The 25,193-nt window shown below is 52.0% G+C and carries 20 protein-coding genes; 15 read left to right on the top strand and 5 right to left on the bottom strand.

The window, feature by feature from the left end:
- The first annotated feature begins 625 nt into the window (after nt 1-625).
- From ACYVBJ_RS08405 to ACYVBJ_RS08390, 4 genes are all read left to right on the top strand, one after another.
- A complete protein-coding gene (locus tag ACYVBJ_RS08405; protein ID WP_460982130.1) occupies nt 626-865 on the top strand; it encodes a helix-turn-helix domain-containing protein in 240 nt (79 codons plus the stop codon).
- 930 nt (nt 866-1,795) lie between these two features.
- Nucleotides 1,796-2,665, top strand: coding sequence for a helix-turn-helix transcriptional regulator (locus tag ACYVBJ_RS08400; protein WP_460981840.1), 870 nt, complete (start codon nt 1,796-1,798; stop codon nt 2,663-2,665).
- 134 nt (nt 2,666-2,799) lie between these two features.
- Nucleotides 2,800-4,665, top strand: a complete 1,866-nt coding sequence (locus ACYVBJ_RS08395) for a cytochrome c oxidase subunit I (RefSeq protein WP_460981839.1) — start codon at nt 2,800-2,802, stop codon at nt 4,663-4,665.
- A gap of 905 nt (nt 4,666-5,570) precedes the next feature.
- Nucleotides 5,571-6,542 (top strand): phytanoyl-CoA dioxygenase family protein, encoded by a 972-nt coding sequence (locus ACYVBJ_RS08390; RefSeq protein WP_460981838.1) that lies wholly within the window; start codon nt 5,571-5,573, stop codon nt 6,540-6,542.
- Between the two features lie 102 nt (nt 6,543-6,644).
- Here ACYVBJ_RS08390 and ACYVBJ_RS08385 read toward each other — a convergent pair whose 3' ends face one another.
- Complete coding sequence (locus tag ACYVBJ_RS08385) at nt 6,645-7,379, bottom strand: NUDIX hydrolase (RefSeq protein WP_460981837.1); 735 nt, start codon at nt 7,377-7,379, stop codon at nt 6,645-6,647.
- Between the two features lie 126 nt (nt 7,380-7,505).
- Between ACYVBJ_RS08385 and ACYVBJ_RS08380 the strand changes: the two genes are divergently transcribed.
- The 9 genes from ACYVBJ_RS08380 to ACYVBJ_RS08340 all read left to right on the top strand — a co-directional run bounded on the left by ACYVBJ_RS08380 (nt 7,506) and on the right by ACYVBJ_RS08340 (nt 20,150).
- The gene (locus tag ACYVBJ_RS08380) at nt 7,506-8,384 is read left to right on the top strand and encodes an alpha/beta hydrolase (RefSeq protein ID WP_460981836.1); all 879 of its coding nucleotides are present in this window, start codon (nt 7,506-7,508) and stop codon (nt 8,382-8,384) included.
- Between the two features lie 18 nt (nt 8,385-8,402).
- Complete coding sequence (locus ACYVBJ_RS08375) at nt 8,403-9,269, top strand: alpha/beta hydrolase (RefSeq protein ID WP_460981835.1); 867 nt, start codon at nt 8,403-8,405, stop codon at nt 9,267-9,269.
- Between the two features lie 5 nt (nt 9,270-9,274).
- Nucleotides 9,275-10,165 (top strand): alpha/beta hydrolase, encoded by an 891-nt coding sequence (locus tag ACYVBJ_RS08370; RefSeq protein WP_460981834.1) that lies wholly within the window; start codon nt 9,275-9,277, stop codon nt 10,163-10,165.
- Between the two features lie 54 nt (nt 10,166-10,219).
- On the top strand, nt 10,220-11,812 hold the full coding sequence (locus ACYVBJ_RS08365; RefSeq protein ID WP_460981833.1) for a carboxylesterase/lipase family protein: 1,593 nt from the start codon (nt 10,220-10,222) through the stop codon (nt 11,810-11,812).
- Nucleotides 11,813-11,856: 44 nt separating this feature from the next.
- Nucleotides 11,857-13,497 carry a carboxylesterase/lipase family protein gene (locus ACYVBJ_RS08360; protein ID WP_460981832.1) on the top strand — a complete coding sequence of 547 codons (1,641 nt, stop codon included), beginning with the start codon at nt 11,857-11,859 and terminating at the stop codon, nt 13,495-13,497.
- Between the two features lie 168 nt (nt 13,498-13,665).
- Nucleotides 13,666-17,088, top strand: a complete 3,423-nt coding sequence (locus ACYVBJ_RS08355; RefSeq protein WP_460981831.1) for a HEAT repeat domain-containing protein — start codon at nt 13,666-13,668, stop codon at nt 17,086-17,088.
- 29 nt (nt 17,089-17,117) lie between these two features.
- Nucleotides 17,118-18,458: a CitMHS family transporter gene (locus ACYVBJ_RS08350; protein WP_460982129.1), complete on the top strand. Its 1,341-nt coding sequence runs from the start codon at nt 17,118-17,120 to the stop codon at nt 18,456-18,458.
- 55 nt (nt 18,459-18,513) lie between these two features.
- Entirely contained in the window at nt 18,514-19,842 is a 1,329-nt protein-coding gene (locus ACYVBJ_RS08345) for an acyclic terpene utilization AtuA family protein (protein ID WP_460981830.1), read from the top strand.
- Nucleotides 19,839-20,150 (top strand): AtuA-related protein, encoded by a 312-nt coding sequence (locus tag ACYVBJ_RS08340; RefSeq protein ID WP_460981829.1) that lies wholly within the window; start codon nt 19,839-19,841, stop codon nt 20,148-20,150. Before ACYVBJ_RS08345 ends, ACYVBJ_RS08340 begins: the two co-directional genes overlap by 4 nt.
- 26 nt (nt 20,151-20,176) lie before the next feature.
- On the opposite strand, the gene ACYVBJ_RS08335 is transcribed toward ACYVBJ_RS08340, so the two are convergent.
- Nucleotides 20,177-21,340 carry a cysteine desulfurase family protein gene (locus ACYVBJ_RS08335; protein WP_460981828.1) on the bottom strand — a complete coding sequence of 388 codons (1,164 nt, stop codon included), beginning with the start codon at nt 21,338-21,340 and terminating at the stop codon, nt 20,177-20,179.
- A gap of 145 nt (nt 21,341-21,485) precedes the next feature.
- On the opposite strand from ACYVBJ_RS08335, the gene ACYVBJ_RS08330 reads away from it, so the two are divergent.
- Together ACYVBJ_RS08330 and ACYVBJ_RS08325 are read left to right on the top strand one after the other, a co-directional pair.
- Nucleotides 21,486-22,355: a mechanosensitive ion channel family protein gene (locus ACYVBJ_RS08330; RefSeq protein ID WP_460981827.1), complete on the top strand. Its 870-nt coding sequence runs from the start codon at nt 21,486-21,488 to the stop codon at nt 22,353-22,355.
- A gap of 180 nt (nt 22,356-22,535) precedes the next feature.
- The gene (locus ACYVBJ_RS08325) at nt 22,536-23,330 is read left to right on the top strand and encodes a DUF2490 domain-containing protein (RefSeq protein WP_460981826.1); all 795 of its coding nucleotides are present in this window, start codon (nt 22,536-22,538) and stop codon (nt 23,328-23,330) included.
- Between the two features lie 122 nt (nt 23,331-23,452).
- Here ACYVBJ_RS08325 and ACYVBJ_RS08320 read toward each other — a convergent pair whose 3' ends face one another.
- The 3 genes from ACYVBJ_RS08320 to ACYVBJ_RS08310 all read right to left on the bottom strand — a co-directional run bounded on the left by ACYVBJ_RS08320 (nt 23,453) and on the right by ACYVBJ_RS08310 (nt 25,193).
- Entirely contained in the window at nt 23,453-23,695 is a 243-nt protein-coding gene (locus tag ACYVBJ_RS08320; RefSeq protein WP_460981825.1) for a hypothetical protein, read from the bottom strand.
- A 95-nt stretch (nt 23,696-23,790) separates the two neighbouring features.
- Nucleotides 23,791-24,426 (bottom strand): peroxiredoxin, encoded by a 636-nt coding sequence (locus ACYVBJ_RS08315; protein ID WP_460981824.1) that lies wholly within the window; start codon nt 24,424-24,426, stop codon nt 23,791-23,793.
- A gap of 113 nt (nt 24,427-24,539) precedes the next feature.
- Nucleotides 24,540-25,193 carry a response regulator transcription factor gene (locus ACYVBJ_RS08310; protein WP_460978756.1) on the bottom strand — a complete coding sequence of 218 codons (654 nt, stop codon included), beginning with the start codon at nt 25,191-25,193 and terminating at the stop codon, nt 24,540-24,542.

The following is a 25,193-nucleotide window of genomic DNA, read 5'->3' as shown; positions in this document are numbered from 1 at the left end:
CGTCAGCCTTTTATCCACAACCTTATTTGACAGGATGATTCAGAACTGATTTATGAGAAGATATAACTGTATTCAACAAATTACTTAACAGAAACTAAGCCAGTTACCGGCATAATTGACTGAGCAGCTAAAGCCGTTGGCTACGTTTTGTTTGTTTAAATTGTTTGTTTTTTGAGTCAGCGGCTAAACATCCACAAAACTACCAGAGTTATAGATTATGAATCAAGTTTAAGTGATGAGGTTAACCTACCGTCTTGGAACGACCAGCCCGATTGCTTTTTGCAATCGGGCTTTTTTGGGCCGTTGCCTCACTGGAAAACCGCTTGCAAAAACTTTCAGCCAAAGAGTCTGTTGATCTGTGCGGAAACCCTCATCACGTAAACCAATATAGCAAACCCGACCACGATCAGCATCGTTAGTCGGGTTGCTTGTTACTGACGGAAATATAACCGGAAGATGCGTCAGTGCGTCAAGATTAGCTGGTTTAACAAGGTGGGCGTTGTGACTGGTCGACCGACAAGCACTCGAAGACACTTTTCGGACTAACTTTTTTCACGCCTTGCGCCAACGTTACCAGATCATGCTGCTCAAAAGCGAAAGACGCTCCTCCAGATAAGTAGCCAGGATCGGTAAACTACACCCCGTCTCGGTCAATACTTGGCGAACTCGCTATGAACAAGAGGGATTTAGTGGTTTACAAACCAAACCTGGTCGGGGTAGAAAACCGTTGCTCAACAAAGAAATCGACGCCGGTTTGGCACGGCAAGTCGTTCAGAACGAACGGCAGCGGCTTAACCAGGCCAACGCTCAGATTAAAGCTCAAACGGACCGTTCTATGAGCCTGAAGACATTACACCGATTTTAAAAAACCTGACGGCTACTACCGACGCATCCGGTTGAGACCTGGATCGGGTTCGTCAGGAAGCTCTTACCTTGTTGGGAACACAGAGTCGAGCCGCTGCAACTGCCCCGTTCTACAATGATGAATTCAGCGTGAGCGAAAAAGGGGATGTCCCTTATGGTTGGCAGTTCAAAAACGAATTTCTGCATATTGAAGTGGATAAGGGCCAACGACCCAATTACTCTGGTTTACTTCTCGGCAGAATCAATTCGGTTGTTGGTGTCTCCATTTGAATTTTAACGCTTGAAGCGTAATTGGCGACCCGTCCTATGAGTATCCGGCAGATAGTTGACCCAACGGATTAAATTCAAGCTACCTACAAAATAGCACGATCATGAAAGCATTAACAGGTTTTGGTCTAATTACCATCAGGATATCGGTCATCTGCTCTTTTCTCCAAAACCGCTCGAGGTGGTGAATCTTGGGGTTTGCCGTGTCCTGTACACTAGCTTCATTCTATGGTTTTTTGGACGGTATCTGGTGGTTTGGTATCTTAGAAGGGGTTTGGTCACTGAGAGGTTTTTATCGCTTGTATGCGCAAAGAAATTCAAACTGAGATACTACCCTTTTTTTACGCCAATGCCCTCCAGGAGGCCAAAAAGCGCATGCGTAATTTAGCTTTGATGGACGTGAAAGGCCGGGGGCTGACACAGTGTTTCGGCTACACAACAAATCTGGCGCTGCCGAAACAAGGCAGATCGCGGTGATCCTGACTCGGCCAGATTTGGCGGTCTATGCGGCCACGACCTACAAACCATTCTTTCGTACGCTAAACAAGCTAAAAGCCGAAAGTTACTCCGGCAGACCGATAACTGCGGGATGCCGCAAACCAGCCACCCTGATGCACAATGATCCTAATCCTAAACGATATGCGTCGGCCCACGATATTTTACAATGAAAAAACAGGCATTTCATACTTATCAGCTCCAGGAATATCCCAAGTCAACAACTCAGGATGAGTTTTACATGATCCGGCTCCGGGACCTCATCCGACAGATTGAAACGATCGATCAGCCTCATGCGCATTCGTTTCATGTGCTGTTATATATATGGGAAGGTTCGGGTACGCACTCGATTGATGGTCATGTGTATGGGGTTGCGTCCCGACAACTATACTTTCTGACGCCGGGCCAGGTTCATAGCTGGTCCTTGACCGATAATACGGAAGGATATCTGCTTTTTTTCGACGCCACTTTTTTTCAGGCCCGTTATCCGAAACGACTGTTCGATTATACCTTTTTTCGAGCTGATCGAACCACCTCCCTACTTACGCTTGCGACGGATGCCCTGATGATACCCACCCTTTTTGATTGGTCATATCAGGCATTTTCACTGCCTGGTACCCAGCAAACGGAGGTATTTGCCTCATTGCTGCATCTGCTGCTCGAACGAATAAACCATCTCTATACTCAGGCAACTCCCGTCTGTGAACACTACAACACTAGCCTGGTAAGCCGCTTTATCGAATTACTTGACTCGCAGTTTGTTCAGCAGAAAACCTGCGCTAGCTACGCCGATCAGTTGGGCATTAGCCCCAATCACCTCAATCACTGCTGTCGCCAACAGGTCGGCAAAACCGCCAGTCAGCTCATCCACGACCGCCTGCTGGCAGAAATCAGGCGGCTGCTACTCAATACTGACCTGCCCATTAAAGCAATCAGTTACGCCGTTGGTTTTTCGGATTCGGCTTATTTCTCCCGGTTCGTCGGCAAGCATACGGGGCAAACTCCGCAGCAACTCAGACAGCAGGTCGATAATCGTTGATTTGTCCTGATTAGGGAGGGCTTTGTCTATTGATGGCCAGGAAGGCCAGGGGTAATTTTGCCCTCGTTCAACGCACTATAGCGTGCTCCTGTACCGGCAGCCTCTGTAGCAGTCCGGCCATTTCTCTGTCTATCATGAATGAAACTGCGATACCATTACCCGTTATGCACGATCACGAGCCCCCCTCATTCTGGTTCCGTTATGTGTTCAGTACCGACCACAAAGTGATCGCCAAACAGTATCTAATTACAGGGATTGTCTGGTCAATCATCGGGGTAGCTTTGTCGGTCATGTTCCGGCTTCAGTTAGGCTTTCCGGCTATAAAACTCGATTTCCTGCGCCCCATACTGGGAACCTGGATAACGGAATCAGGCAAGATTGATCCTGATTTTTACTTAGCCTTAGTCACAATGCACGGCACGATTATGGTCTTTTTTGTGCTGACGGCGGGCTTAAGCGGTACGTTTTCCAACTTTCTGATACCACTCCAGATTGGTGCCCGCGATATGGCATCAGGATTTCTGAACATGCTTTCGTACTGGTTTTTTTTTGTTTCCAGTGTCATCATGTTTTCTTCGTTGTTTATTCAGACGGGCCCGGCTGCCGGGGGCTGGGTTATTTACCCTCCGCTTAGTGCTCTGCCGCAGTCGCATAAAGGGTCTGAACTAGGCATGACTCTCTGGCTCATCAGCATGGCCCTATTTATCATTTCTCAGTTGCTGGGGGGTATCAACTACATCACAACGGTTATCAACTTACGGACCCGTGGCATGTCGTTCAATAAATTACCCCTCACCATCTGGGGATTTTTTCTGACGGCGGTACTGGGCCTGATTTCCTTTCCCGTTTTGTTTGCTGCGGTGCTGCTGCTGGTTTTTGACCGGAGCTTTGGCACCAGTTTCTTTTTGTCCGAAATTTACATCCAGGGAGAAGCCCTGCCCAACGTTGGAGGAAGCCCCATTCTGTTTCAGCATTTGTTCTGGTTCCTGGGCCATCCGGAAGTGTATATTGTTATCCTGCCCGCCTTTGGAATCGTTTCGGAGGTAATGGCGACCAATGCCCGTAAACCTATTTTTGGTTACCGGGCCATGGTTGTCTCTCTGATGGGCATTGCGTTCCTCTCGTTCGTGGTTTGGGCGCACCATATGTTTGTATCGGGCATGAACCCATTTCTGGGCTCGGTTTTCATGTTCCTGACGCTAATTATTGCCGTTCCTTCTGCCGTTAAATCCTTTAATTACCTCACGACGCTCTGGCAGGGTAACATTCGGTTTACACCGGCCATGCTGTTTGCCATCGGGTTTGTGTCTGTTTTTATTTCCGGCGGCCTTACGGGTATTATTATGGGAAACTCCGCCTTAGACATCCAGCTGCACGATACGTATTTTATCGTTGCCCACTTTCACTTGGTTATGGGAGCGGCTTCGGCTTTTGGGCTTTTGACAGGCGTCTATCACTGGTTTCCAAAAATGTTTGGGCGGTTAATGGACGAAAAACTGGGCTACATTCATTTCTGGTTTACGTTCATCGGAGTGTACCTCATTTTCTTTCCGATGCATTATCTGGGCATTGCCGGTTTTCCACGCCGGTATTATTCCTTTACCAGTTATGATTACCTGAAGAACACCTTCTCCGACATGAACAGTTTTATTACCGTAGCAGCCATTATTACGTTTACCGCACAGTGGGTTTTCGTCTGGAATTTTTTCTATAGCATGTTTAAAGGTCGCCCAGCCACCCAGAACCCCTGGCAATCCAACACCCTGGAATGGACTACGCCCATCATTCCTGGCCATGGCAACTGGCCGGGCGAAATTCCGGCGGTCTATCGCTGGTCATACGATTATAGCAAGCCAGGAGCTAGTGAAGATTTTATCCCTCAAAACGTGCCTTATTCGCAAACGCCTGAATCCAACCTTCCCCATGAGACTGAGCAGATTGCCGTTGAAAAAGCAATAAATGCGCAGAATCTAAACGATCAGTTCAGGCAGTCGATCTGAAGAGACTCTTGAATTGTGGTACAAAGTTTTAGCTTACGGGTTATGTGAAGATTGAAAAGCAAAATAGCTGATTGATGGTAAGTTTAAGTTCGCCGAAACTGCTCAAGATTACCTCCACAGCTAAGTCTCCTTTTGCCAGATGCAGAAGGCTCTTTCCGGATATTTAGAAGCACATCTTCCGAAGTTTGCTCTTGATCAGCCCGGCCTTTTTTCTGAATCGGTTCACTTATTCGAATGAAGGACTCTCTGCCCCAACTGCTGGATAATGGTCGAACTAAAGCTGATTATAGGTAAGCCTGGGCAGCTCTGCGCTGCCAGAACTGGTAATTCAAGGTGTCAAGCCGATTTCCATCAACTGAGCTATCCGAACTGAGTTGATGGAAATCGGTTTCCACGTCCAATGGTTGGTTTCCCGTCGGACCAAAGGTTCGTAGACTTGAGTAATGAAGCATCAGGTACCTGCAATCAACGAGTAACATTCACCGCGCTCAATGTCGTCTTCAGGTGGCAGCGATGGCGATGAAATTGTAAGTAACGCCCCCAGTAAAAGGAACCTTGAGTGAAGTCGATACAGGCCCTAAAAAAGGTTTACCAATTGAACCAAGTTGCAAAGTGTCGGCGAAAAGCAAGCTCAGTAGATGGAAAATAGGGGGGCCAGATGTTTAAACGTAGCACCTCCCGGTCGGCTTAATAAAACAGCGTAGAGTTCAGTTAGAAAAGCGGGCTAATGCTTGTCCAGTTTGAAAAGTTTAGCCAATATTGGCTTGAGAACCGCTTCAATGCTCACGGGTCGTAGGATATGAAATGGGGATTTCCAACTTGCGGCCCTTTTTGCATTTAGCCAAATCAAGCTCTAAAACTGCTTACAGTTCGTAATGCAAGCTCAAACCCCAACCCTAACTCCAATGGATCAGCCTGTCACCATGATTCCAGACAATGCGCATACGGACATCCCTGGCAATCCGTCTACTCCGACTAGTAGTCACCTTAGGCTCAACGACCGCTCGAGCGGGAAGCCGCTGCGGGTGCTGTCGGAGGAAGACTGGCAATTCTGGATTGACAACGGATACGTAATCATTAGACAAGCGGTTCCGCGCGAGCAGGCCGAAACGCTGGCGACTACGCTGTGGGAGTTTGACGAGAAAGACCCGAACGATCCGACGACCTGGTACGCCCCGCCACGGGCCGAAATGAAAATGAAGGAACTGACCAACAGTGGCATGGTTGAAATCTACAACCATCCGCTGATGTGGGCAAACCGTCAATACCCGCGTGTTTATGATGCCTTCGTTGACGTTTGGGGCACGGAAAGGCTCTGGGTGACAATCGACCGTGCCAATCTGAACTTTCCGGTTCGGCCTGGTTTTGAGTTCAAAGGCTTCATCCACTGGGATTACGACCCGGAAACCAAACCGCAGAACGTACAGGGCGTACTGGCTCTGGCCGACCAGACCGACGAAAATATGGGAGGCTTCCAGTGCGTGCCGGAACTTTACCGTACATATGATATGTGGAAATTGACGCAGCCCGAAGACCGGAACCATTTTAAGCCCGACATTACTGGTTTCGAACTCGTGAAGGTAAAGCTCGAAGCAGGAGATCTATTGATCTTTAACAGTACACTGGCTCACGGTATCCGGCCCAACTTATCGACCGATAAAGTACGTATTGCTCAATACATTTCGATGATGCCCGCTCAGGAGGATAACGAAGCACTTCGGCAATGGCGAATCACCTCCTGGCGCGACCGGCAGGCTCCCCAGGGTTACGCGTTCCCCGGCGACCCACGCGGTTGGGAGAAAACGAAGTACCCCGTTGCGGAACTGTCTCCGCTAGGCAAGAAATTACTGGGGCTCGACCGTTGGGAAACGGCTTGACTTTTAACTGATGATCAGTTCGATTTGATCGACAAGCCGTGATCTGCCGATACGCGCCCCCTGTGGCGGGGGGCGCGTATCGGCCTTTATGCCGTAATCAAACTATGTGAAGTTTTCCGTCCGAGGCTTAAACCGGTACAGATAAGGCGCTTTATGAGGGGTTCCCGCTCGTCGTTCTGCCAGGCGCTCCAGATGGTCGGAAGCCATTACTTTTTTATAAAAATTACGAGCATCCAGCGAACCGCCCAGTATCGTTTCATGCAGCCGTTGCAATTCGGGTATAGTGAATGGCTCTGGTAACAGATGGCTGATTGGCTGGTCGCTGAGTTGCCTGCGCAGTGCGGTCAACGCTACGTTGATAATATGATTGTGATCAAAAAGCAATGGCGGTATCTCGTCCAGAGTCCACCAGCGGCACTCATCCGTGAGCAGATCCGGCGTGGGCGTCACCTTTGAGTAGTCGACGAGGGCGTAGTAGCCAATAGAGATGGTTCGTTCCGACCATTGAATATCTCCCGATGGCACTCCAGTCCGACGCCAGGTATCGGCCTGGTCATACCGATTCGCTTCCCCAAAGACATGAAACTGGTGCAGATACAGCTTATCCAGACCGGTTCGTTCCCGAACGACCCGCTCTGCGGCTGCATCAACGGACTCAGTTTTATAAATAAATCCACCAGGCAAACTCCACTCGTTCGTTCCCTTCCAGCGCAGCAGCAGAATTTTCAACTGGTTTTCGTGAAAGCCAAAAATCACCCCGTCAATCGACAGGTAATGAATGCATTGCTCTGATACCTGCCGAAAATACTGAACCCCCGGATGGTTATAATCGATCATAAAATGGTACAAGTATCGCTTTATGTATTTTTAACGTAATGAATCTTTACGTAGTTTTGACGTAAAGATAGTAGTTACAAAATGTAAGTCCTGATTTAGCCTATCTACCCACTGTCTTTCTTGTCTATGAACCTGTTTACCCGATCTCTTTTTACGTTAAGCTTAGCCACCCTGCCTCTGGCTGGTTTTTGCGCCAAGGCTGATACGCTCGATGTACCCAGTGCTGCTATGAATCGCAAAATGCGCGCGGCTGTTGTCCTACCCGAGTCCTATAGCAAAAGCAAAACCGCGTACCCGGTGCTGTATCTGTTGCACGGTGGCGGTGGACAGTTCAGTGACTGGCTCAAGCAAACGCCCGACAAGATGCTGGTTCATAAACTGGCCGACCAGTACAACCTCATCGTTGTGATGCCCGAAGGGGACCGGCTCAGCGGGTATCTGGATAGTCCGGTTCAAAAAGACAATCTCTTCGAGACGTATCTTACGAAAGAGGTGGTCGAGAAAATCGACAATACGTACCGCACAATCCGCGACCGCAAAGGGCGCGTTATCACGGGCCTTTCTATGGGTGGGCACGGGGCTTTGTACCTGGCCACCCGCCATCCAGATCTGTATTGCGCGGCTGGCAGCATGAGCGGAGCGGTTGATCTGAATGCGACCAACTGGCGCATTGCTCCCGAGTTTGCCAGGCAGATTGAGCCGGGGTTCGCCCGCATCCTCGGGCCAATGGGTGAAACGCCGGATCTGTACGCAGCCAATTCGGTGGTGAATATGGTCGATAAGATTAAAGCCAGCGGCCTGCCCCTGATATTCGACTGTGGTGTCGACGATTTTCTGATCGAGCCGAATCGGGAACTGCACCGTCGGCTGGTATATGGCAAAGTGGAGCATGATTATACCGAACATCCCGGGGGCCATACCTGGGAGTACTGGCAGAATTCACTGCCCTATCACCTGTTGTTTTTCCAGAAAGTGCTGAAAGCGAACGGTTCTGTTTCCCAGTAAATGATGCTTAGATTTCCGATGAACAATTTTCTTTTGGCGCTTGCCTGCCTGCTATCGCTGAATACCCTGGCGGCCAAAGTCGATACGTTAGATGTGCCGAGCATCGTAATGAAAAAGACTATGCGAGCGGCTATTGTGCTCCCCGAATCGTATGCTAAAAGCAAAACGGCCTATCCGGTACTTTATCTGCTCCACGGTGGCTATGGGCACTTTAACGACTGGATCACCAAAACGCCCGATAAATCATTGCTGCACCGTCTGGCCAATCAATACAATATTATCATCGTCATGCCGGAGGGCGAAGTTTTCAGCTATTATCTGGATAGCCCGGTTCTCAAAGACAGTCAGTTTGAGAGCTATCTGACCAGGGACGTTACTGAGAAAATTGACAAGACGTATCGAACCATACGCGACCAAAAAGGCCGTGTCATCACGGGTCTTTCGATGGGCGGTTACGGTGCGCTGTACCTGGCCACTCGTCATCCCGACCTGTACTGTGCGGCTGGCAGCATGAGCGGGGCGCTTAATCCGGATATGAATACGTGGAAACTCCCACCGGACGCGGCTAAACACATAAAAGCGGAGTTTGAAAAGATTCTAGGCTCCTTCGACCAATCGCCCGATGGGTGGGCAGCTTACTCCGTCGTTGGTATGGCTGACAAGATGAAGGCAAATAGCCTCAAGCTGGTCTTTGACTGCGGTGTTGACGATTTCCTGATTGAGCCCAACCGGGAGCTGCACCGCAGGTTAGTATTCAACCAGATGCCCCATGACTATTCGGAACGGCCCGGCGGGCATTCATGGGAGTATTGGCAGAACTCCCTGCCGAATCATGTCTTATTTTTCAGTAATGTTTTGAAAGCGAACGGAGCCCTCGCTCAATAAAAATAATGGTTAAAACGACCGTACAAACTTCACTCGTTTTTCTCGCCTGTCTCCTGTCGCTGAGTACATTCGCGGCCAAGGTTGATACGTTAGACGTACCCAGCGCCAGTATGAACCGTACCCTACGGGCTGCAGTGGTGCTTCCCGAAACGTACCGCAAAGCGAAAAAACAGGCTTATCCAGTGCTGTATCTGCTCCACGGCGGAACGGGCAGTTTTCGCGACTGGCTTACGAAAGTGCCCGACAAAACACTTCTGCACCGGATGGCGGATCAGTATAATCTGATTATTGTTACGCCCGATGGCGACCCGACCAGCTATTATTTCGACAGTCCCCTGGTTAAAACCAGCCAGTTTGAGACATTTATCGCAAAAGAATTAATCGACAAAATTGACAATACGTATCGTACGGTTCGGGATAAGAAAGGGCGGATCATTGCGGGATTGTCGATGGGTGGACACGGTGCTATGTTTATTTCATCGCGGCACCCCGACCTCTACGCGGCTGCCGGGAGCATGAGTGGCGTCATGAACATTAACACCGCTACGTGGAAGGTGCCTGCTGACTTTTCCAAATCTCGCGCCGAGAATTTCACCAAACTGCTGGGGCCAGCTAAAGAAGGCGATGCGCCTTACCCAGGCTACACGATGGTCACCCTGGCCGACCGGCTTAAAGCAAACGGCCTCCCGCTGATCTTCGATATTGGCGTAGACGATTTTCTCATCAACGGCAACCGCGACTTACACCGCCAGTTGATGGACAACAAGACCCCGCACGATTACACGGAACGGCCGGGGGCTCATACCTGGGAATACTGGGAGAACGCCCTTCCTTACCAAATGCTGTTTTTCAGTAAAATCCTGAAAGCAAATCAGGTGGCGGTCCCCTTTAACTAGTGGTTATAATCCCTGAATTTAACGCGTCAATGACCAGCTACAATCCCTAAGCTAATGAAAAAAATAAGTCTGTCCATGAGCCTGGCGGCAATCGGGCTCGTTGGCTTCATGGCCTTCGCGCCCGTAACGGCTGAACTGGATGCAGTAAACGTTACCGGGGGACTGATATCAGGAGTCGTTAATAAAGACGGTGACGTGCGGAGCTTCAAAGGTATTCCGTTCGCGGCTCCGCCAGTTGGCGACCTGCGCTGGAAAGCGCCACAGCCGGTTAAACCCTGGTCGGGCGTTCGGACCTGCGATCAGTTCGGGCCGAGTCCTATGCAGGGTTCGCCGTCGCCGTTTGGGCCCTGGAGCGCGGAGTTCCTCATTCCCAAAGAGCCCATCAGCGAAGATTGCCTGTACCTGAACGTGTGGACCGGGGCACGCCCGACGGGTGCTAAGGCGGCCAAAGCAAAACGCTTGCCGGTACTCGTCTGGATTTACGGTGGAGGCTTCAACAGCGGAGGCACTGGCTGCGCCATTTACGACGGTGAGGCAACGGCTAAGAAAGGCGTCATTTTTGTCAGCGCGAATTACCGGGTTGGGCCGTTTGGCTTTCTGTCCCATCCCGAACTGACGAAAGAGTCGGGCCATAACGCGTCGGGCAATTACGGACTGCTGGACCAGATTGCAGCCTTGCAGTGGGTGAAACAGAATATTGCGCAGTTTGGGGGCGACCCCAACAACGTAACGATCGCGGGTCAGTCGGCCGGGTCGATGAGTGTTAATGCCCTGGTGGCGTCTCCCCTCGCCAAAAACCTGTTCAACAAAGCCATTGCCGAAAGCGGAGCCGGTTTTTCAAGGCGCTACGCATCGCTGCCACAGGCCGAGGAGAGTGGTCTTAAAGCCATGCAAACGTTGGGAGCCGCATCGCTGGCGGAGCTGCGTAGCAAACCCGCCGACGAAATTCTGAAGAAAGTGCAGGGGCGCGGGCCGGTCATTGATGGCTATGTTTTACCTCAACCCATCGCCGATATGTTTGCGGCTGGCAAGCAAAACGACGTAACGCTGCTTACCGGCTGGAATCAGGATGAAGGCATGGCCTTTGGTAAACCCAAAAACGCGGACGAATTTCGGAAGCAACTCGAACAGCAGTACGGAGCCGACGCGCAGCAACTGCTGCAATACTACCCCGCCGGTACGGATGCGGAAGCGGCCCAATCGCAGAATTACCTGTCGCGCGATATGGCCTTCGGCGCTCAAAACTATACCTGGGCCAATGTCGCCAGCAAACAAGGCAAAACCGTATACGTCTACCGGTTTACGCGCAAACTGCCAGCCACCGGTCAGTACGCCACCTATGGTGCTTTTCACACTGGCGAAGTAGCCTATGCGTATGACAATCTGAAGTTTATCGACCATACCCTCCGGCCACTCGACCCCACTGATACGAAACTGGCCCACCAGATATCGACGTACTGGGCAAACTTTATAAAGACCGGGAACCCAAACGGTAACGGCTTAGCCAAGTGGCCCACTTACTCAACAAAAAATAAGCAGGTTATGCTGTTGGGCGACAAGAATCAGGCTCAACCACTTGCCGACGCTCCTTCGCTGGATCTGCTGGTCAGTTTACTGAACAAGCCCCAGGCAACCCGAACCAACTAAATCGTAATCTCAGCCTAACATTCAATTTGTATTAATAAAACTCTATGAAATTCAGCCCTATTTTATTGTCCCTTGCTGTACTTACGCTACCGTTACTCGCTGTAGGGCAAGCCGCCAAGGTTAGTTCATCGCCCGTTGTAGCTGGCAAAGATGTTGCCGTTGTGCCGACCGAGTCGGGTAAAGTACGCGGTTACGTTCACAATGGTACGTTTACGTTCAAGGGCATTCCGTACGCGAAAGCCGATCGGTTCATGGCCCCCACGAAGCCTAGTTCCTGGACGGGCGTGCGCAGCTCGATGACGTACGGCCCCGTTTGCCCGATGGACCTGACCACGACGGTCTACGATGAAATTGAGTTTCCGTTTCAGCATAACTGGGGCTATACCAACGAGAACTGCCTAAGCCTGAATGTATGGTCTCCACAAGTAACATCGGCTAAGAAACGGCCCGTCATGGTCTGGTTTCACGGCGGTGGCTTCACCGCCGGTTCGTCGGTTGAGCTGCCTTCGTACGATGGCGAAAACCTGGCGAAGAAAGGCGACGTAGTGGTCGTCACCATCAATCACCGCCTGAACATACTGGGCTTCCTGGATTTGTCAGCTTACGGCGAGAAATACAGGAATTCGGCCAACGCGGGCCTGATGGATTTGGTAGCCTCGCTGGAATGGGTGAAGCAGAACATTGCGCAGTTTGGTGGCGACCCCAGCAACGTAACGATTTTCGGGCAGTCGGGTGGTGGCGGCAAAGTGACCAGCCTGATGAATGCGCCTTCGGCCAAAGGTCTATTTCACAAAGCCATTATTCAGAGCGGAAGCTACGTAACGAGCTTCACCGAAAAGGAATTATCCCAAAAAATTGGCACCGCCCTGCTTGACGAATTAAAATTGCAGCCCAATCAGGTTGATTCGCTTCAGTCGATCTCGTACGAACGGCTGAACGCGGCTGGCAAAAAAGCATTACGTAAAGTAGGCGAGAGTTTGAAAGCCGAAAATCGCCCTGCGTTCGGCTTAGGCTGGGGCCCTGTCCACGATGGCAGCTTCCTCCCCTATCAACCTTCAGAAGCCGCGGCAATGGCCCTTTCGAAAAGCATTCCGCTGCTGGTCGGCTCGACGAAAACCGAGTTTGGCCCGTTCAACCCGGCGAACCGCGCAGCTGATATGGAAGCGGCCAAAGCCAGTATGCAAAAACGAATTGGCGACAAAACAGATGCGTATTTGGCCGCGGTGAAAAAAGCGTATCCCGAAACCACTCAGCCGTCCGATTACATAAACATCGACATTAATTTCCGGGCGGGCGCTATTCAGCAGGCTAGTGAGAAAGCCGTTGCGGGAGCCGCCCCGGTATATATGTACCTGTTCACCTGGAATTCGCCGGTAAACGATGGCATTTATAAGTCGATGCACTGCATGGAACTGCCATTTGTGTTCGACAACATCAGCCGCTGTGAGGAAATGACGGGGGGCGGAAAAGATGCACACACCCTCGCTGATAAGATGAGCCGGGCCTGGATTGCCTTCGCGCATACCGGCAACCCAAACCACAAAAGTTTACCGACCTGGCCTGCTTACACGGCCCAGAACGGAGCCAATATGATTTTCGATAACACCTGCCAGGTGAAGAATCACCACGACAAGGAACTGATCGAGATTGTAACTGGCAAGCCCATCATAGCTGCGGCCAAATAAGTTTAACTTCTCATACTTCCCCGCCAACGGTTAGCTGAACTATATCAGATCAGCCAATCGTTGGCGGAGAAATTTTGGCAGTAAATCAATTCCGGGAGTCACTTTAGTAGTAGGTTGCAAGAATTTCAACACTGTACTAGTCAATTTGCCTGGCAACCGATTCGTTTCATGAAAAAGATAACTCGATTTTCACTTCGACAAACCGTTATTCCCCTGGCGGCTCTTGGCCTAACCACCTGGGTGGGTCTTACCAGCTTCATGGACGACCCGATCAGCAAGCGCATTAAAAAGCTGGCTCCCGAGAAAGCCGCCGAAATGGCGAAGGCCGTCGAAGCTCTGGTTAAACCACAACTCGCCGAAGGACTTACCCTGAATCTATGGGGGGTCGATTCGCTGGTGTCCGATCCGATCGGGATTGACATCGACGATCTTGGCCGTCTGTATTATACCCGCACGAATCGCCAGAAAAATTCGGAGTTCGACATCCGCGGCCATCAGGATTGGGAAATTGAATCGAACCGGCTCCAGACCGTTGAAGACAAACGGGCGTTTCTGCACCGCGTGCTTTCGCCCGCCAACAGCAAGAAAAATGAGTGGCTCAAAGACGTAAACGGTGACGGTTCGCACGACTGGCGCGACATGACCGTGGAAAAAGAGCAGGTTTTCCGGCTGGAAGATACCAACGGCGATGGCGTAGCCGATTTATCTAAACTGGCCGTCGAAGACTTCAACGACGAAACGACCGACGTAATGGGTGGTGTTTTGTCCGACGGAAATGATCTATACGTCACCGTTGCGCCGGACCTCTGGCGGTTACGTGACAAAAACGGTGACGGCATTGCCGACGAGAAGAAATCACTTTCGCACGGCTACGGCGTTCATATTGGCTTTAGCGGACACGGCCTTTCGGGCGTAGAGATGGGACCAGACGGACGTATCTACTGGCAGATTGGCGACATTGGGTTTAACGGAAAAGGTTCCGACGGCAAAAAATGGGAGCACCCAAACAGCGGGGTCATTGTCCGGTCGAACCCCGACGGCAGCGACTTTGAAGTATTTGCGTACGGAGTCCGTAACACGCACGAGTTCGTCTTTGACGAGTATGGCAATCTGATCAGTGAAGACAACGACGGTGACCATCCCGGCGAGAAAGAGCGGCTGGTGTACATCATCAACGGCTCAGATACGGGTTGGCGCAGCAACTGGCAGTACGGCAAATACCGCGACCCACTCAACAATACGTATAAGGTCTGGATGGACGAGCAGATGTTCAAACCGCGCTTTGAGGGGCAGGCCGCTTACTTCCTGCCGCCCCTGGCTAACTTCGTTAGTGGTCCGGCTGGTATGCTTTATAACCCCGGTACGGCCCTGAGTCCAAAGTACAAGAACACCTTTTTCATTGCCGAGTTCGTAGGCAACCCGGCACAGTCGGGTGTTCATGCCTTTACGCTGAAGCCAAAGGGTGCTTCGTTTCAGCTCGATAAGTCCAAGAAGATTCTGGGCGGGGTGCTGGCTACCGGACTCGATTTTGGTCCCGATGGGTCCATGTACGTAGCGGACTGGATCAACGGCTGGGATACGAAAGATTACGGTCGCATCTGGAAGCTCGACGACAAGGACGGCGCAAACTGGGCCGAACGGGCGTTGACTAAGAAATTACTCGGTCAAAGCTTCGCGAAAACGTCGGTGACCGACTTGAGCAGTTACCTCAAAAATGCCGACATGCGGGTGCGGCAGAAAGCTCAGTTCGAGCTGGCAAAACGGGGCGAAGCGGGCGCAGCAGCTTTCGGCCAGATGCTTCAGCAAACCGATAGCCAATTGGCTCGCGTTCACAGCATCTGGGGCTTGAGTCAACTGGCCCGCAAAGATGCGAAATACGCCCAGCGCCTGATGCCGCTGCTCAAGGACAGTGACCCTGAAATCAGAGCCCAGGCGGCTCGCTGGCTAGGCGACATCCGCTACACAGCGGCTGGATCGGCCCTGGTACCCATGCTCAAGGATGAGAACATTCGGACTCGTTTCTTTGCCGCCGAAGCGCTCGGACGTATCGCCTATGCGCCGGCCATTCAACCGTTGGTTGCCCTGCTCGAAGCAAACAAAGACGAAGACACGTATATCCGGCAGGCTGGCAGTATCGCCCTGGCCCGTATTGGAAAAGCGGAACCGATCGTTGCATTAGCCAATCACCCATCGCGGGCGGTACGTATTGCGGCTGTCGTAGCGCTGCGCCGGATGAGTAACCCCGGTATTGCTACGTTCCTGAACGACAGTGATGAGTTTATCGTCACCGAAGCGGCTCGCGGCATCAATGATGACTTGTCGATTCCACAGGCGTTACCGGCGCTGGGCAGGGTACTGGTCGGTTCTAAATTCACCAACGAACCTCTCATTCGGCGGGCCATCAACGCAAACCTGCGCGTGGGAACGCCCGAAGCGATGCAGAACCTGATCCAGTATGCCGAAGGTACCGGCAACCCGGCCGCCTTACGGGCGGAAGCGATGGATGCCTTAAGCACCTGGGCCAAACCGTCGGTGCTTGACCGGGTGGACGGTCGGTACCGGGGTCCGGTAACGCGCGACCCGGCGGTGGTGAAAACAAAATCGGCGGGGGTATACACGACACTGGCTACAAACGCCGAAGTTTCGATTCGGCGCAGTGCGATCCGGGCCATCAGTAAGCTGTCGATAACGACGGCCAGCCCGGTGTTGCTGGATCGGCTCAAAACCGACAAGGATGCCGAGATCCGGGTAGAAGCGTTACGGGCATTGGCCGCCCTGAACGACAAGCAGATCGGGAAAGCCATTGAGACCGCCCTTGCTGATGACGACAAACGGGTACGGGTAGCCGCACTGGATCTGATCGGCAAAACCAGTATGCCTAAAGCACAGATGGTTGCTCAGCTATCGGAGGTACTGAAAACTCATTCAACCGAAGAAAAACAGGCCGCCCTGCTGACCTTAGGTAAACTTCCGATTGCGGATACCAAACCCGTCTTCGACCAGTTGCTGACCGATCTGTCGGCCAATAAAGTCCCCGTCGCCATTAGTCTGGAACTGGAGGAAGCCATTGCCGAAACGCGTTCTGCTGCGCTGATCAACCAGCACAAGGCAATCTTAGCCAAACAGTCGCCCGATGCGGTTCTGGCCTCGTATCAGGTCGCGCTGTTTGGGGGCGAGCCCGACAAAGGACGTCGTATCTTCTTCCGCCACCAGACGGCTCAGTGTATTCGCTGCCACTCCTACGATGACCTGGGTGGGAATGCCGGGCCCCGGCTCAATGGCATAGCCAACCGCCTGACGCGTGAACAGCTGCTCGAAGCGGTAGTCAATCCAAGTGCCCGACTGGCTCCCGGATTTGGGACGGCAACAATTGAACTAAAAGATGGCAAGACGCTTAGCGGCATTGTTCAGAAAGAAACCGATTCGGAACTGGTGCTGAAAAGCGGGGATGAACCGGACGCCAAAATTCGGAAGGATCAGATCGCCAAAACGACCTACGCGCCGTCGAGTATGCCCGATATGAAGTACCTGCTCACCAAACGCGAGATTCGGGATGTGGTCAGTTTCTTATCCACGTTGAAATCTGACTAATTAATGTAAGCTACGAGTCGTCCCGCGTTATCTCTATCGCGGGACTTTTTTTACTATCTGCCTTCACCTCTTTAATGCTCTCCTTCTTCGGTTTTGCTACCATTATTCTGTTCCTTATCCTGATCATTACCAAACGGCTATCCGTCATTACGGCACTGGTACTGGTGCCATTGGTCATGGGGTTGCTGGCCGGATTCAACCCAAAGGAGCTGGGCGAAATGATTCTGGCCGGGCTTAAGCAAGTGGCTCCAACGGGCATCCTGCTCATGTTTGCCGTTCTGTATTTCGCGACGATGCTTGACGCCGGTTTGTTCGACCCGGTTATTGGTGCCATCCTCCGGTACGTAAAGGGCGATCCGTTGAAGGTTATTCTTGGTACGGCCATCCTGACAATGGTCGTCCACCTCGACGGCGACGGGACCGCTACGTTTATGATTGTCATGTCGGCCTTTCTGCCAATTTACCGACAGCTACGTATCAATAAGCTCATTTTGCCGGGTATTGTAGCGCTGAGTGTTGGGCCTCTGCATTTGGTACCCTGGTCGGGTACTTCCGCCCGGGCCATATCGACGCTTAAAACGGATGCGACTCAGCTCTTTAACCCAAATATCCTGGCCATTCTGGCGGGCATTGGCTGGGTGCTGGCTGTAGCATACTGGTTCGGACTAAAGGAACGAAAACGGCTAGGCGTAGCCGATTTACGCTACGTACATGACGAAAGCTTAACCGATGAGCAGCGTCAACTCCGGCGGCCTAAACTTTTCTGGATCAATGCAATCCTGACGGTGGCACTCATCATAACGCTTATGAAAGGCTGGTTTCCGGCCCCTGCCCTGTTTGTGGTGGCAGCTGCGGTGGCGCTGGTGATCAATTACCCGAAACTGCCTGATCAGCAGAAAGTGCTACGGAGCCACGGGAACAACATTTTCATGGTGTCGAGCATGATCTTCGCAGCGGGCGTATTTTCGGGTATCCTGACGGGTTCCAAGATGATTGACGCAATGGCGACGTCGCTGGTATCGCTGATTCCGGAACAGCACGCGGCCTGGCTCCCCACCCTCACGGCCCTGACCAGTATGCCCGCCAGCCTGCTATTTACGCCGGATGCGTACTACTTCGGCGTGGTTCCCATACTCAGCAATACGGCTACCCAATTCGGCATCGATCCCCTGGAGATTGGCCGGGCGGCTCTGCTCGGCCAGATGACGGTTGGCTTTCCGGTTAGTCCCTTAACGGCGTCGACCTTTCTGCTGGTTGGACTGGCCGAGGTCGACCTGGGTGATCACCAGCGATTTATTCTGAAATGGGCGTTTGGCACAACGGTCATTATGACGTTAACCGCTCTGTTAACGGGCTCAATTAGTATTTAGTCAGGACCAGAATAGGGCGACTCGTTTGCTCTTTCACCTACTCCTTTTTTGTTTGATGAAATCAACAATTCGCATCGGCTGCGGGGCCGGATTCTCCGGTGACCGGCTCGAACCAGCCATGATTCTGGTAAAAGAGGGCCAGTTAGACTACCTCGTGCTCGAATGTCTGGCCGAACGAACCATTGCGCTGGCCCAGAAGCGCAGACGTCAGGACCCCGCGCTTGGGTACGATCCACTGCTGGAACGGCGTATCGAAAGTCTGTTGCCCCATTTGCTGGCTAACAAGGTCAGATTAATCACGAATATGGGCGCGGCTAACCCATTGGCAGCGGCCGAGAAAATTGGTCAGATTGCAATTCGATTAAACTTATCCGTAACCGTCGCCGTCGTTACCGGCGACGACGTATTCGATCAGCTCTCGGGCGACGAACCGGCGCTGGAAACGGAAAAACCCTTAAACGGATCGGGTCCTCTACTATCGGCAAACGCCTATCTCGGAACGGACGCGATTCTACCCGCACTGGCTACCGGAGCCGACATTATCATTACGGGGCGCGTGGCTGACCCTTCGCTGTTCGTTGCCCCACTTGTTCATGAATTCGGGTGGTCGCTCGATGACGCGAAGCTGATTGGTCAGGGAACGGTCATCGGGCACTTGCTGGAGTGCGCCGGTCAGCTGACGGGCGGATATTTTGCCGACCCCGGCCGGGCCGAAAAAGACGTTCCGGATATGGCCTACCTAGGTCATCCATTTGCCGATGTTTTCGCCGATGGCACGGCCCTATTCGGCAAAGTCGCGGGCACTGGCGGAGCCCTGAACGTAGCGACGGCGAAAGAGCAGCTGTTGTACGAAGTTATGGACCCCGGCCGTTACGTTACGCCTGATGTAATCGCTGATTTTACGCAGGTCCGCCTAGAACAAGTGGGCACAGACCAGGTTAGAGCCACCGGAGGGTGCGGCCAGACTCGGCCCGATACGTTAAAAGTTAGCGTAGGCTACGACGCCGGATACACTGGCGAAGGCGAAATCTCGTATGCCGGGCCCAATGCCCTTGGGCGCGCTAAACTCGCCGGAGCAATCATTCAGGAGCGGCTCCGGGACCACTTTGCGGACCTCAGAATTGATTACATTGGCAGCACGTCGGTCCACCGAACGGCACCTGGCAACTACCCCGATCCGTACGAGATTCGGCTGCGCGTTGCGGGGAGAGCTACTACCGCCAACCAGGCCGCGTTAGTGGGCGAAGAGGTGGAAGCCCTGTACACGAACGGACCGGCCGGGGGCGGTGGTGCCCGAAAGTATATTCACGACGTAGTGGGTATTGTCTCAACGCTTATCGACCGAACGCAGGTCAAGACCAACGTAACCGTCTTTCACCCATGAAAGTAAAACTCTACGAACTCGCCCACAGCCGGGCGGGTGACAAAGGCAATACATTAACGCTCTCGCTGATTCCGTACCAAGCGGAAGATTATCAACGGCTCTGCGCGGTCGTAACCGCCGAGGCTGTAAAGAACCACCTAACGGGTATCGTAGCCGGAGAGATTACCCGGTATGAACTGCCTAACCTGCCGGCTCTGCAGTTTGTGTGTCAGCAGGCGCTGATGGGCGGAGTTACTACGTCCCTGGCGATGGATACGCACGGCAAAACGCTGAGCTATGCTTTGCTGGAAATGGACATAGACGTCTAGCCTTTCCGGTGCTTGTTCATGGTTATTTACAGAACCTGCTCTTTCTGATACAAGCCAACGAGCGTATCGACAGCGTAATCAATTTCGTCGGGCGTGTTGTATTTGCCAAACGAAAACCGCACGTAGCCCCGCTCCTGATCCAGGCCGGGCAAGGCCGTCAGTACGTGCGAACCAATATTCGATCCGCTCGAACAGGCCGAACCACCCGAAGCCGATATGCGGGCAATATCGAGATTGAACAGCAGCATATCGCTTAATTCCGAGGCCGGTAAGCTAACGTTCAGTACTGTGTACAGACTGGCGTCCAGGTCCGCCGAATCGCCGTTGAACTGAACCTCCGGCAGTTTGGCCCGAAGCTGGTCGATCATCCGGCATTTTAACGTAGTGATATGCTGGCGATGAGCATCCATGTCCCGATAGGCAATCTCCAGGGCTTTGGCCAGGCCAACAATACCATACACATTCTCGGTGCCCCCACGCATGTTCCGTTCCTGCGCGCCACCGTACAGGAACGGGTGAATCTTGGCCCGTTCGGAATTGACGTACAGAAATCCGACTCCCTTGGGGCCGTGAAATTTGTGGCCCGCCCCAACGATAAAATCAACGGGCAGTTGTTGCAGGTCATGCCGGAAGTGACCCATCGTCTGTACCGTATCGGAATGAAAAATCGCGTCGTGAGCGCGGCAGATCTCCCCTACCCGGTTCAGGTCTAGAAGATTACCGATTTCGTTATTTCCATGCATCAGTGAAACCAGCGAACGGGGCGACCTTTGCAATAACTCGTCAAGCTGCGCCAGATCGATACATCCATTTGCGTCGACGTCAACCAAACTTAACTGTACATGTCCCTGCTTCTGTACATGCTCCAGCGTATGCAGCACGGCATGGTGTTCCAACGGCGACGTAATGGCGTGGGTGAGGCCGTAGGTTTCGATGCTGCTCCGAATGGCTGTGTTATCGGCTTCTGTTCCACCCGACGTAAAGAAGATTTCGGCCGGCGAGGTATTCAGCAGAGAAGCTACCGTTTTACGCGCCTTTTCGATGGCCGCCCGCACCGCCCGACCGTGGCTATGAATCGACGATGGATTGCCAAACTGCTCAGTCATAAGGGGCAGCATAGCGTCCAAAACTTCAGGATCGAGCCGGGTCGTAGCGGCATTATCGAGGTAAACGGGAGCAACAGATTTCATTGTCAGCGGATTGGATTGGCCTTGTTAGCCCTGGCAAAGGTACGGCGAAGTCTTTTTCTGCCCAACTTCTGGCCTGCCAAGTCTAGTTTATAGCAAACACTATCCAAACCTGAGACGTTCTCTTAGCACCACCAACCGTACGCCAATGAACCTACCACAAGCCGCAGGCCTAATTTACGCCGAACTTTCCGCCTGGATTCACACGGCCATTCGATACATCCCCAAAATAGCCATTGCCATCCTGATTCTGGTCGTGTTTACCTTTCTATCCCGATGGGTGAGCCAATGGCTGATACGTGGATTCGACCGGTTTAGTAACAACTATTCACTCATCAATCTGTCCGGAGCGGTGGCTCGGGTAGCCGTTATGGCTATTGGTCTGTTTGTAGCCCTGGGCGTATTGGGGTTAGACAAAACCGTCACTTCATTACTGGCGGGTGCCGGTGTGATCGCCCTGGCGGTTGGCTTTGCCTTTCAGGATCTGACCACGAATTTCATATCCGGCACCATGATCGCCATTGCCCGGCCAGTGCAGGTTGGCGACGTTGTGGAAACGAATGGGTATACCGGCAAGGTACTGGACATTAAGCTGCGTTCTATTCTGCTCGACAACTTCAAGGGCCAGACTATCGAAATTCCGAGCAAAGACGTATTTCAGAAGCCCATCATGAATTATTCGCGCACCGGGCAACGGCGGCTCGAATTGGCATACGGCATTTCCTACCTCGGCGATTTAGCGAAAGCGCAGCAGGTGGCCCGCGCAGCTATTCTGGACTTACCCTTCGTGCGCATCGACAAACCCGTTGAGATGTATTACCGCAGTTTCACGATTGATAATGTTCAGGGTTTCATCTGGTTCTGGATCGATCAGTCGAAGGCAGATACCTCACTGGCGATGAGCGAAGCTATCAAAGCTCTGAAAACAGCGTTTGACCAACACAGCATTCTCATGATGTTTCCTCCGCATACGTTCGATTTGAAAAAGCGAAGGTTTGAGGGGGCCGACAATTCATAACGGGTTATCTATACGCTCTTGGTTAAGACCGAATACGATTAATTACCGTCGCCAGAACCGACCTGGTTTTTACCCGAACATTCCGTTATTCAGACAAGTTAGCCCCTCACTACTTCGGCCACTCAAACTATGCTCAATCGGTTTACTCTGGTATCCGTCTGTCTACTTCCACTTACCAGTATGGCACAAACCTACCACGACGAGGTGCGCCACCGGGCCGTGTTCTGGTCGGAGGTTAATCTGGTGTACAAAACGGCGGGTAGGTGGAGTTTTCAGCTCGATAGTCAGTACCGACGGCAGGCGGAGGATAACAACGGCCGCGATCTGAACCTGTTTCGCTACCCGCTCCTGCAGGTCTTTCGTCCCTGGATCAGCTATCAGGTTTCCAGGCCGGTCCGCTTGTCGCTCTCGCCGATTGGCCTGTGGTGGAACTGGGGGCGTGTCAGCGAGTACCAGCCCGTTACTTTTTTTCAGGAAGTCCGGATTATTCCGCAGCTACAAATCACCAGTAAGTTAGGCGATGGCGAACTCATTAAGCGCATCCGCACCGAACTACGCTGGTCCTCTCAAACAGATACGCTGGCAAATGCCTACGTGTTTTTATCCGATGGTGAACCTCAGGAGGTGCTGGCCGACCAATTCAACATCCGGCTCCGGACCATGGCCCGCTGGATCAATCCTATTTTCCCCCAGCAAATCAATTCATCTCCCTGGTATACGCATCTCAGCGTAGAGCCGATGGCAGTGCTATCGAAATCGGGCGTCCGCTTCGATCAGAACCGAACTTACATAGGTTTAGGCCGAAAACTTCGGGACAACATACGGATAGAACTAGGCTATCTCAACCAATTCTCGGTTCAACATAGCCCTGCAACCTCCTTACGCACCTTCCGCTTCAATCACGCGATTCAGATCTATGTTTATCTGGAAAATAACCGCGATTCGAAAGCTGGCTCTGATTCAGGGCCCGAGTAAGGCGAAATTTATTCTGTATAGACCACTGCTCAGTGGTCTATACATCCTCTTGTCGATGATACAAAAAAAAGCTCCCTATATCGATAAGGAGCTTTTCTGATAAGTTATACCTAGAATACAGCCTAATCACTGCCTTCCAGTTTCACTACTTTGTTGTACAGGCCCAATATAAGAATGGGAGCTGCCCATTGGCCTATTAAAAGCGCTTCGTGGCGTTTGCCTTGTGCAAAGCAGATGGCTGCTGCTGCGAGTGAGCCCAAACCACCCCACAAAAACAGGTCGGATGGTAGTTTAGCGGTTTGCTGTTCAATTGCCTCGGCAACTGGCCCCTCATCATGCGTCGGATTCAAATTTTTCTTTGCCATAACGTTGGTCAATAAATGATTAATGAACAATGAGACAACTTAAAACCCGAAACAATGTTTAATGGGCCGGACCGGGCAATTAGGGAAAGGCAACGTTATTGGTTCGGCTGGGGCGTTGTGCGCAGGTAAGGTTTCACAAACGTAACGCCTTTCGGGAATTTAGATTCCAATTGGTCGTTCGATACGGCGGGCATTACAATCACATCGTCGCCCTGCTGCCAGTCGGCGGGCGTTGCCACCTGGTAATCGGCCGTTAGCTGAAGCGAGTCAATTACCCGAAGCAGCTCATTGAAGTTACGTCCCGTAGACGCCGGATAGGTCAATGTCAGCTTGATTTTCTTATCGGGTCCGATCACAAATACCGAGCGAACGGTTGCTTTTTCGCTGGCGTTGGGGTGAATCATATCATACAACGTAGCAACGGTACGGTCAGCGTCGGCAATGATCGGAAAGTTCACTTCCGAACCCGTTACGTCCTTAATATCGGGCGTCCAGCGGTTGTGCGAATCAAGATCGTCGACCGACACGGCAATAACCTTTACGTTCCGTTTGCCAAACTCATCCTTCAGCAAAGCCGTTCTGCCTAACTCGGTGGTGCATACAGGCGTGAAATCAGCTGGGTGCGAGAATAGCATTCCCCAGGAATTACCCAGCCATTCGTGAAACCGAATGTGGCCCTGCGTGGTATCAGCCTCAAAATCAGGGGCAATGTCTCCTAAGCGAAGTGACATAAGTTTACGCGTTTTAGTTAATTAATTCTATCTAGTTAATGTAGTAAATAAAAAATGGAAAAACCGGCGATGGCCGGTTTCCTTGACAAACGTATAGAAGAGTTAACAAAGTTTCAAATCAATTTATCTTCCACCGCCATGCGTACCAGTTCAGCCGCGTTACGTACCTGCAACCGTCGCATCATATTCGCCCGGTGGTTGTCGACGGTCCGGACGCTAAGTTGAAGCTTTTCCGCAATTTCCCGACTGCTCATGCCATCGACCAGAAACTGAAGAATCTCTTTTTCCTTGTTAGACAGCTTGGACTGCCGTTCGGTACGTCCGTGTTTATCGCCCCGCTTCAATTGCTGCATATAGCCGCTCAGGATGATGGAAGCGACCGGCGAGCTATAGTACTTTTCTCCGGAAGCAATGGTCCGGATCGCCTTAATCATTTCATCCGACGAGGAGTCCTTCAGGATGTAGCCATAAGCCCCGGCTTCAACGGATTTAAGAATATAGTCTTCGTTGTTATGCATGGACAACATCAACACGCGAACGTTCTTGTACAATCGGCTCACGATCTGGGTAGTTTGTATACCCGACATGCCCGGCAGCGAAATATCCATCAGAATCAGATCCGGCCGATCAGCGTCGGATGGCATGGCTTTCAGTTTATCGAGGGCTTCCTCGCCGTCATTGGCTTCGTCAACAATGTCTAAGCCATCGGCTTGTTCCAGCAACAGCCGGATACCGTCCCGAACGATCGAATGATCGTCCACAAGCAT

The organism is Spirosoma fluminis (genome assembly GCF_054778895.1).
This window is presented reverse-complemented; position numbering and strand designations above follow the sequence as displayed.

Coding starts and splice junctions, on each gene's coding strand:
- ACYVBJ_RS08380 (WP_460981836.1), top strand. CDS start 7,506: ATGAACCTGTTTACCCGATCTCTTTTTACGTTAAGCTTAGCCACCCTG.
- ACYVBJ_RS08320 (WP_460981825.1), bottom strand. CDS start 23,695: ATGGCAAAGAAAAATTTGAATCCGACGCATGATGAGGGGCCAGTTGCC.
- ACYVBJ_RS08330 (WP_460981827.1), top strand. CDS start 21,486: ATGAACCTACCACAAGCCGCAGGCCTAATTTACGCCGAACTTTCCGCC.
- ACYVBJ_RS08390 (WP_460981838.1), top strand. CDS start 5,571: ATGGATCAGCCTGTCACCATGATTCCAGACAATGCGCATACGGACATC.
- ACYVBJ_RS08315 (WP_460981824.1), bottom strand. CDS start 24,426: ATGTCACTTCGCTTAGGAGACATTGCCCCTGATTTTGAGGCTGATACC.
- ACYVBJ_RS08310 (WP_460978756.1), bottom strand. CDS start 25,193: ATGCTTGTGGACGATCATTCGATCGTTCGGGACGGTATCCGGCTGTTG.
- ACYVBJ_RS08325 (WP_460981826.1), top strand. CDS start 22,536: ATGGCACAAACCTACCACGACGAGGTGCGCCACCGGGCCGTGTTCTGG.
- ACYVBJ_RS08340 (WP_460981829.1), top strand. CDS start 19,839: ATGAAAGTAAAACTCTACGAACTCGCCCACAGCCGGGCGGGTGACAAA.
- ACYVBJ_RS08385 (WP_460981837.1), bottom strand. CDS start 7,379: ATGATCGATTATAACCATCCGGGGGTTCAGTATTTTCGGCAGGTATCA.
- ACYVBJ_RS08360 (WP_460981832.1), top strand. CDS start 11,857: ATGAAATTCAGCCCTATTTTATTGTCCCTTGCTGTACTTACGCTACCG.
- ACYVBJ_RS08370 (WP_460981834.1), top strand. CDS start 9,275: ATGGTTAAAACGACCGTACAAACTTCACTCGTTTTTCTCGCCTGTCTC.
- ACYVBJ_RS08375 (WP_460981835.1), top strand. CDS start 8,403: ATGAACAATTTTCTTTTGGCGCTTGCCTGCCTGCTATCGCTGAATACC.
- ACYVBJ_RS08345 (WP_460981830.1), top strand. CDS start 18,514: ATGAAATCAACAATTCGCATCGGCTGCGGGGCCGGATTCTCCGGTGAC.
- ACYVBJ_RS08365 (WP_460981833.1), top strand. CDS start 10,220: ATGAAAAAAATAAGTCTGTCCATGAGCCTGGCGGCAATCGGGCTCGTT.
- ACYVBJ_RS08335 (WP_460981828.1), bottom strand. CDS start 21,340: ATGAAATCTGTTGCTCCCGTTTACCTCGATAATGCCGCTACGACCCGG.
- ACYVBJ_RS08395 (WP_460981839.1), top strand. CDS start 2,800: ATGAATGAAACTGCGATACCATTACCCGTTATGCACGATCACGAGCCC.
- ACYVBJ_RS08355 (WP_460981831.1), top strand. CDS start 13,666: ATGAAAAAGATAACTCGATTTTCACTTCGACAAACCGTTATTCCCCTG.
- ACYVBJ_RS08400 (WP_460981840.1), top strand. CDS start 1,796: ATGAAAAAACAGGCATTTCATACTTATCAGCTCCAGGAATATCCCAAG.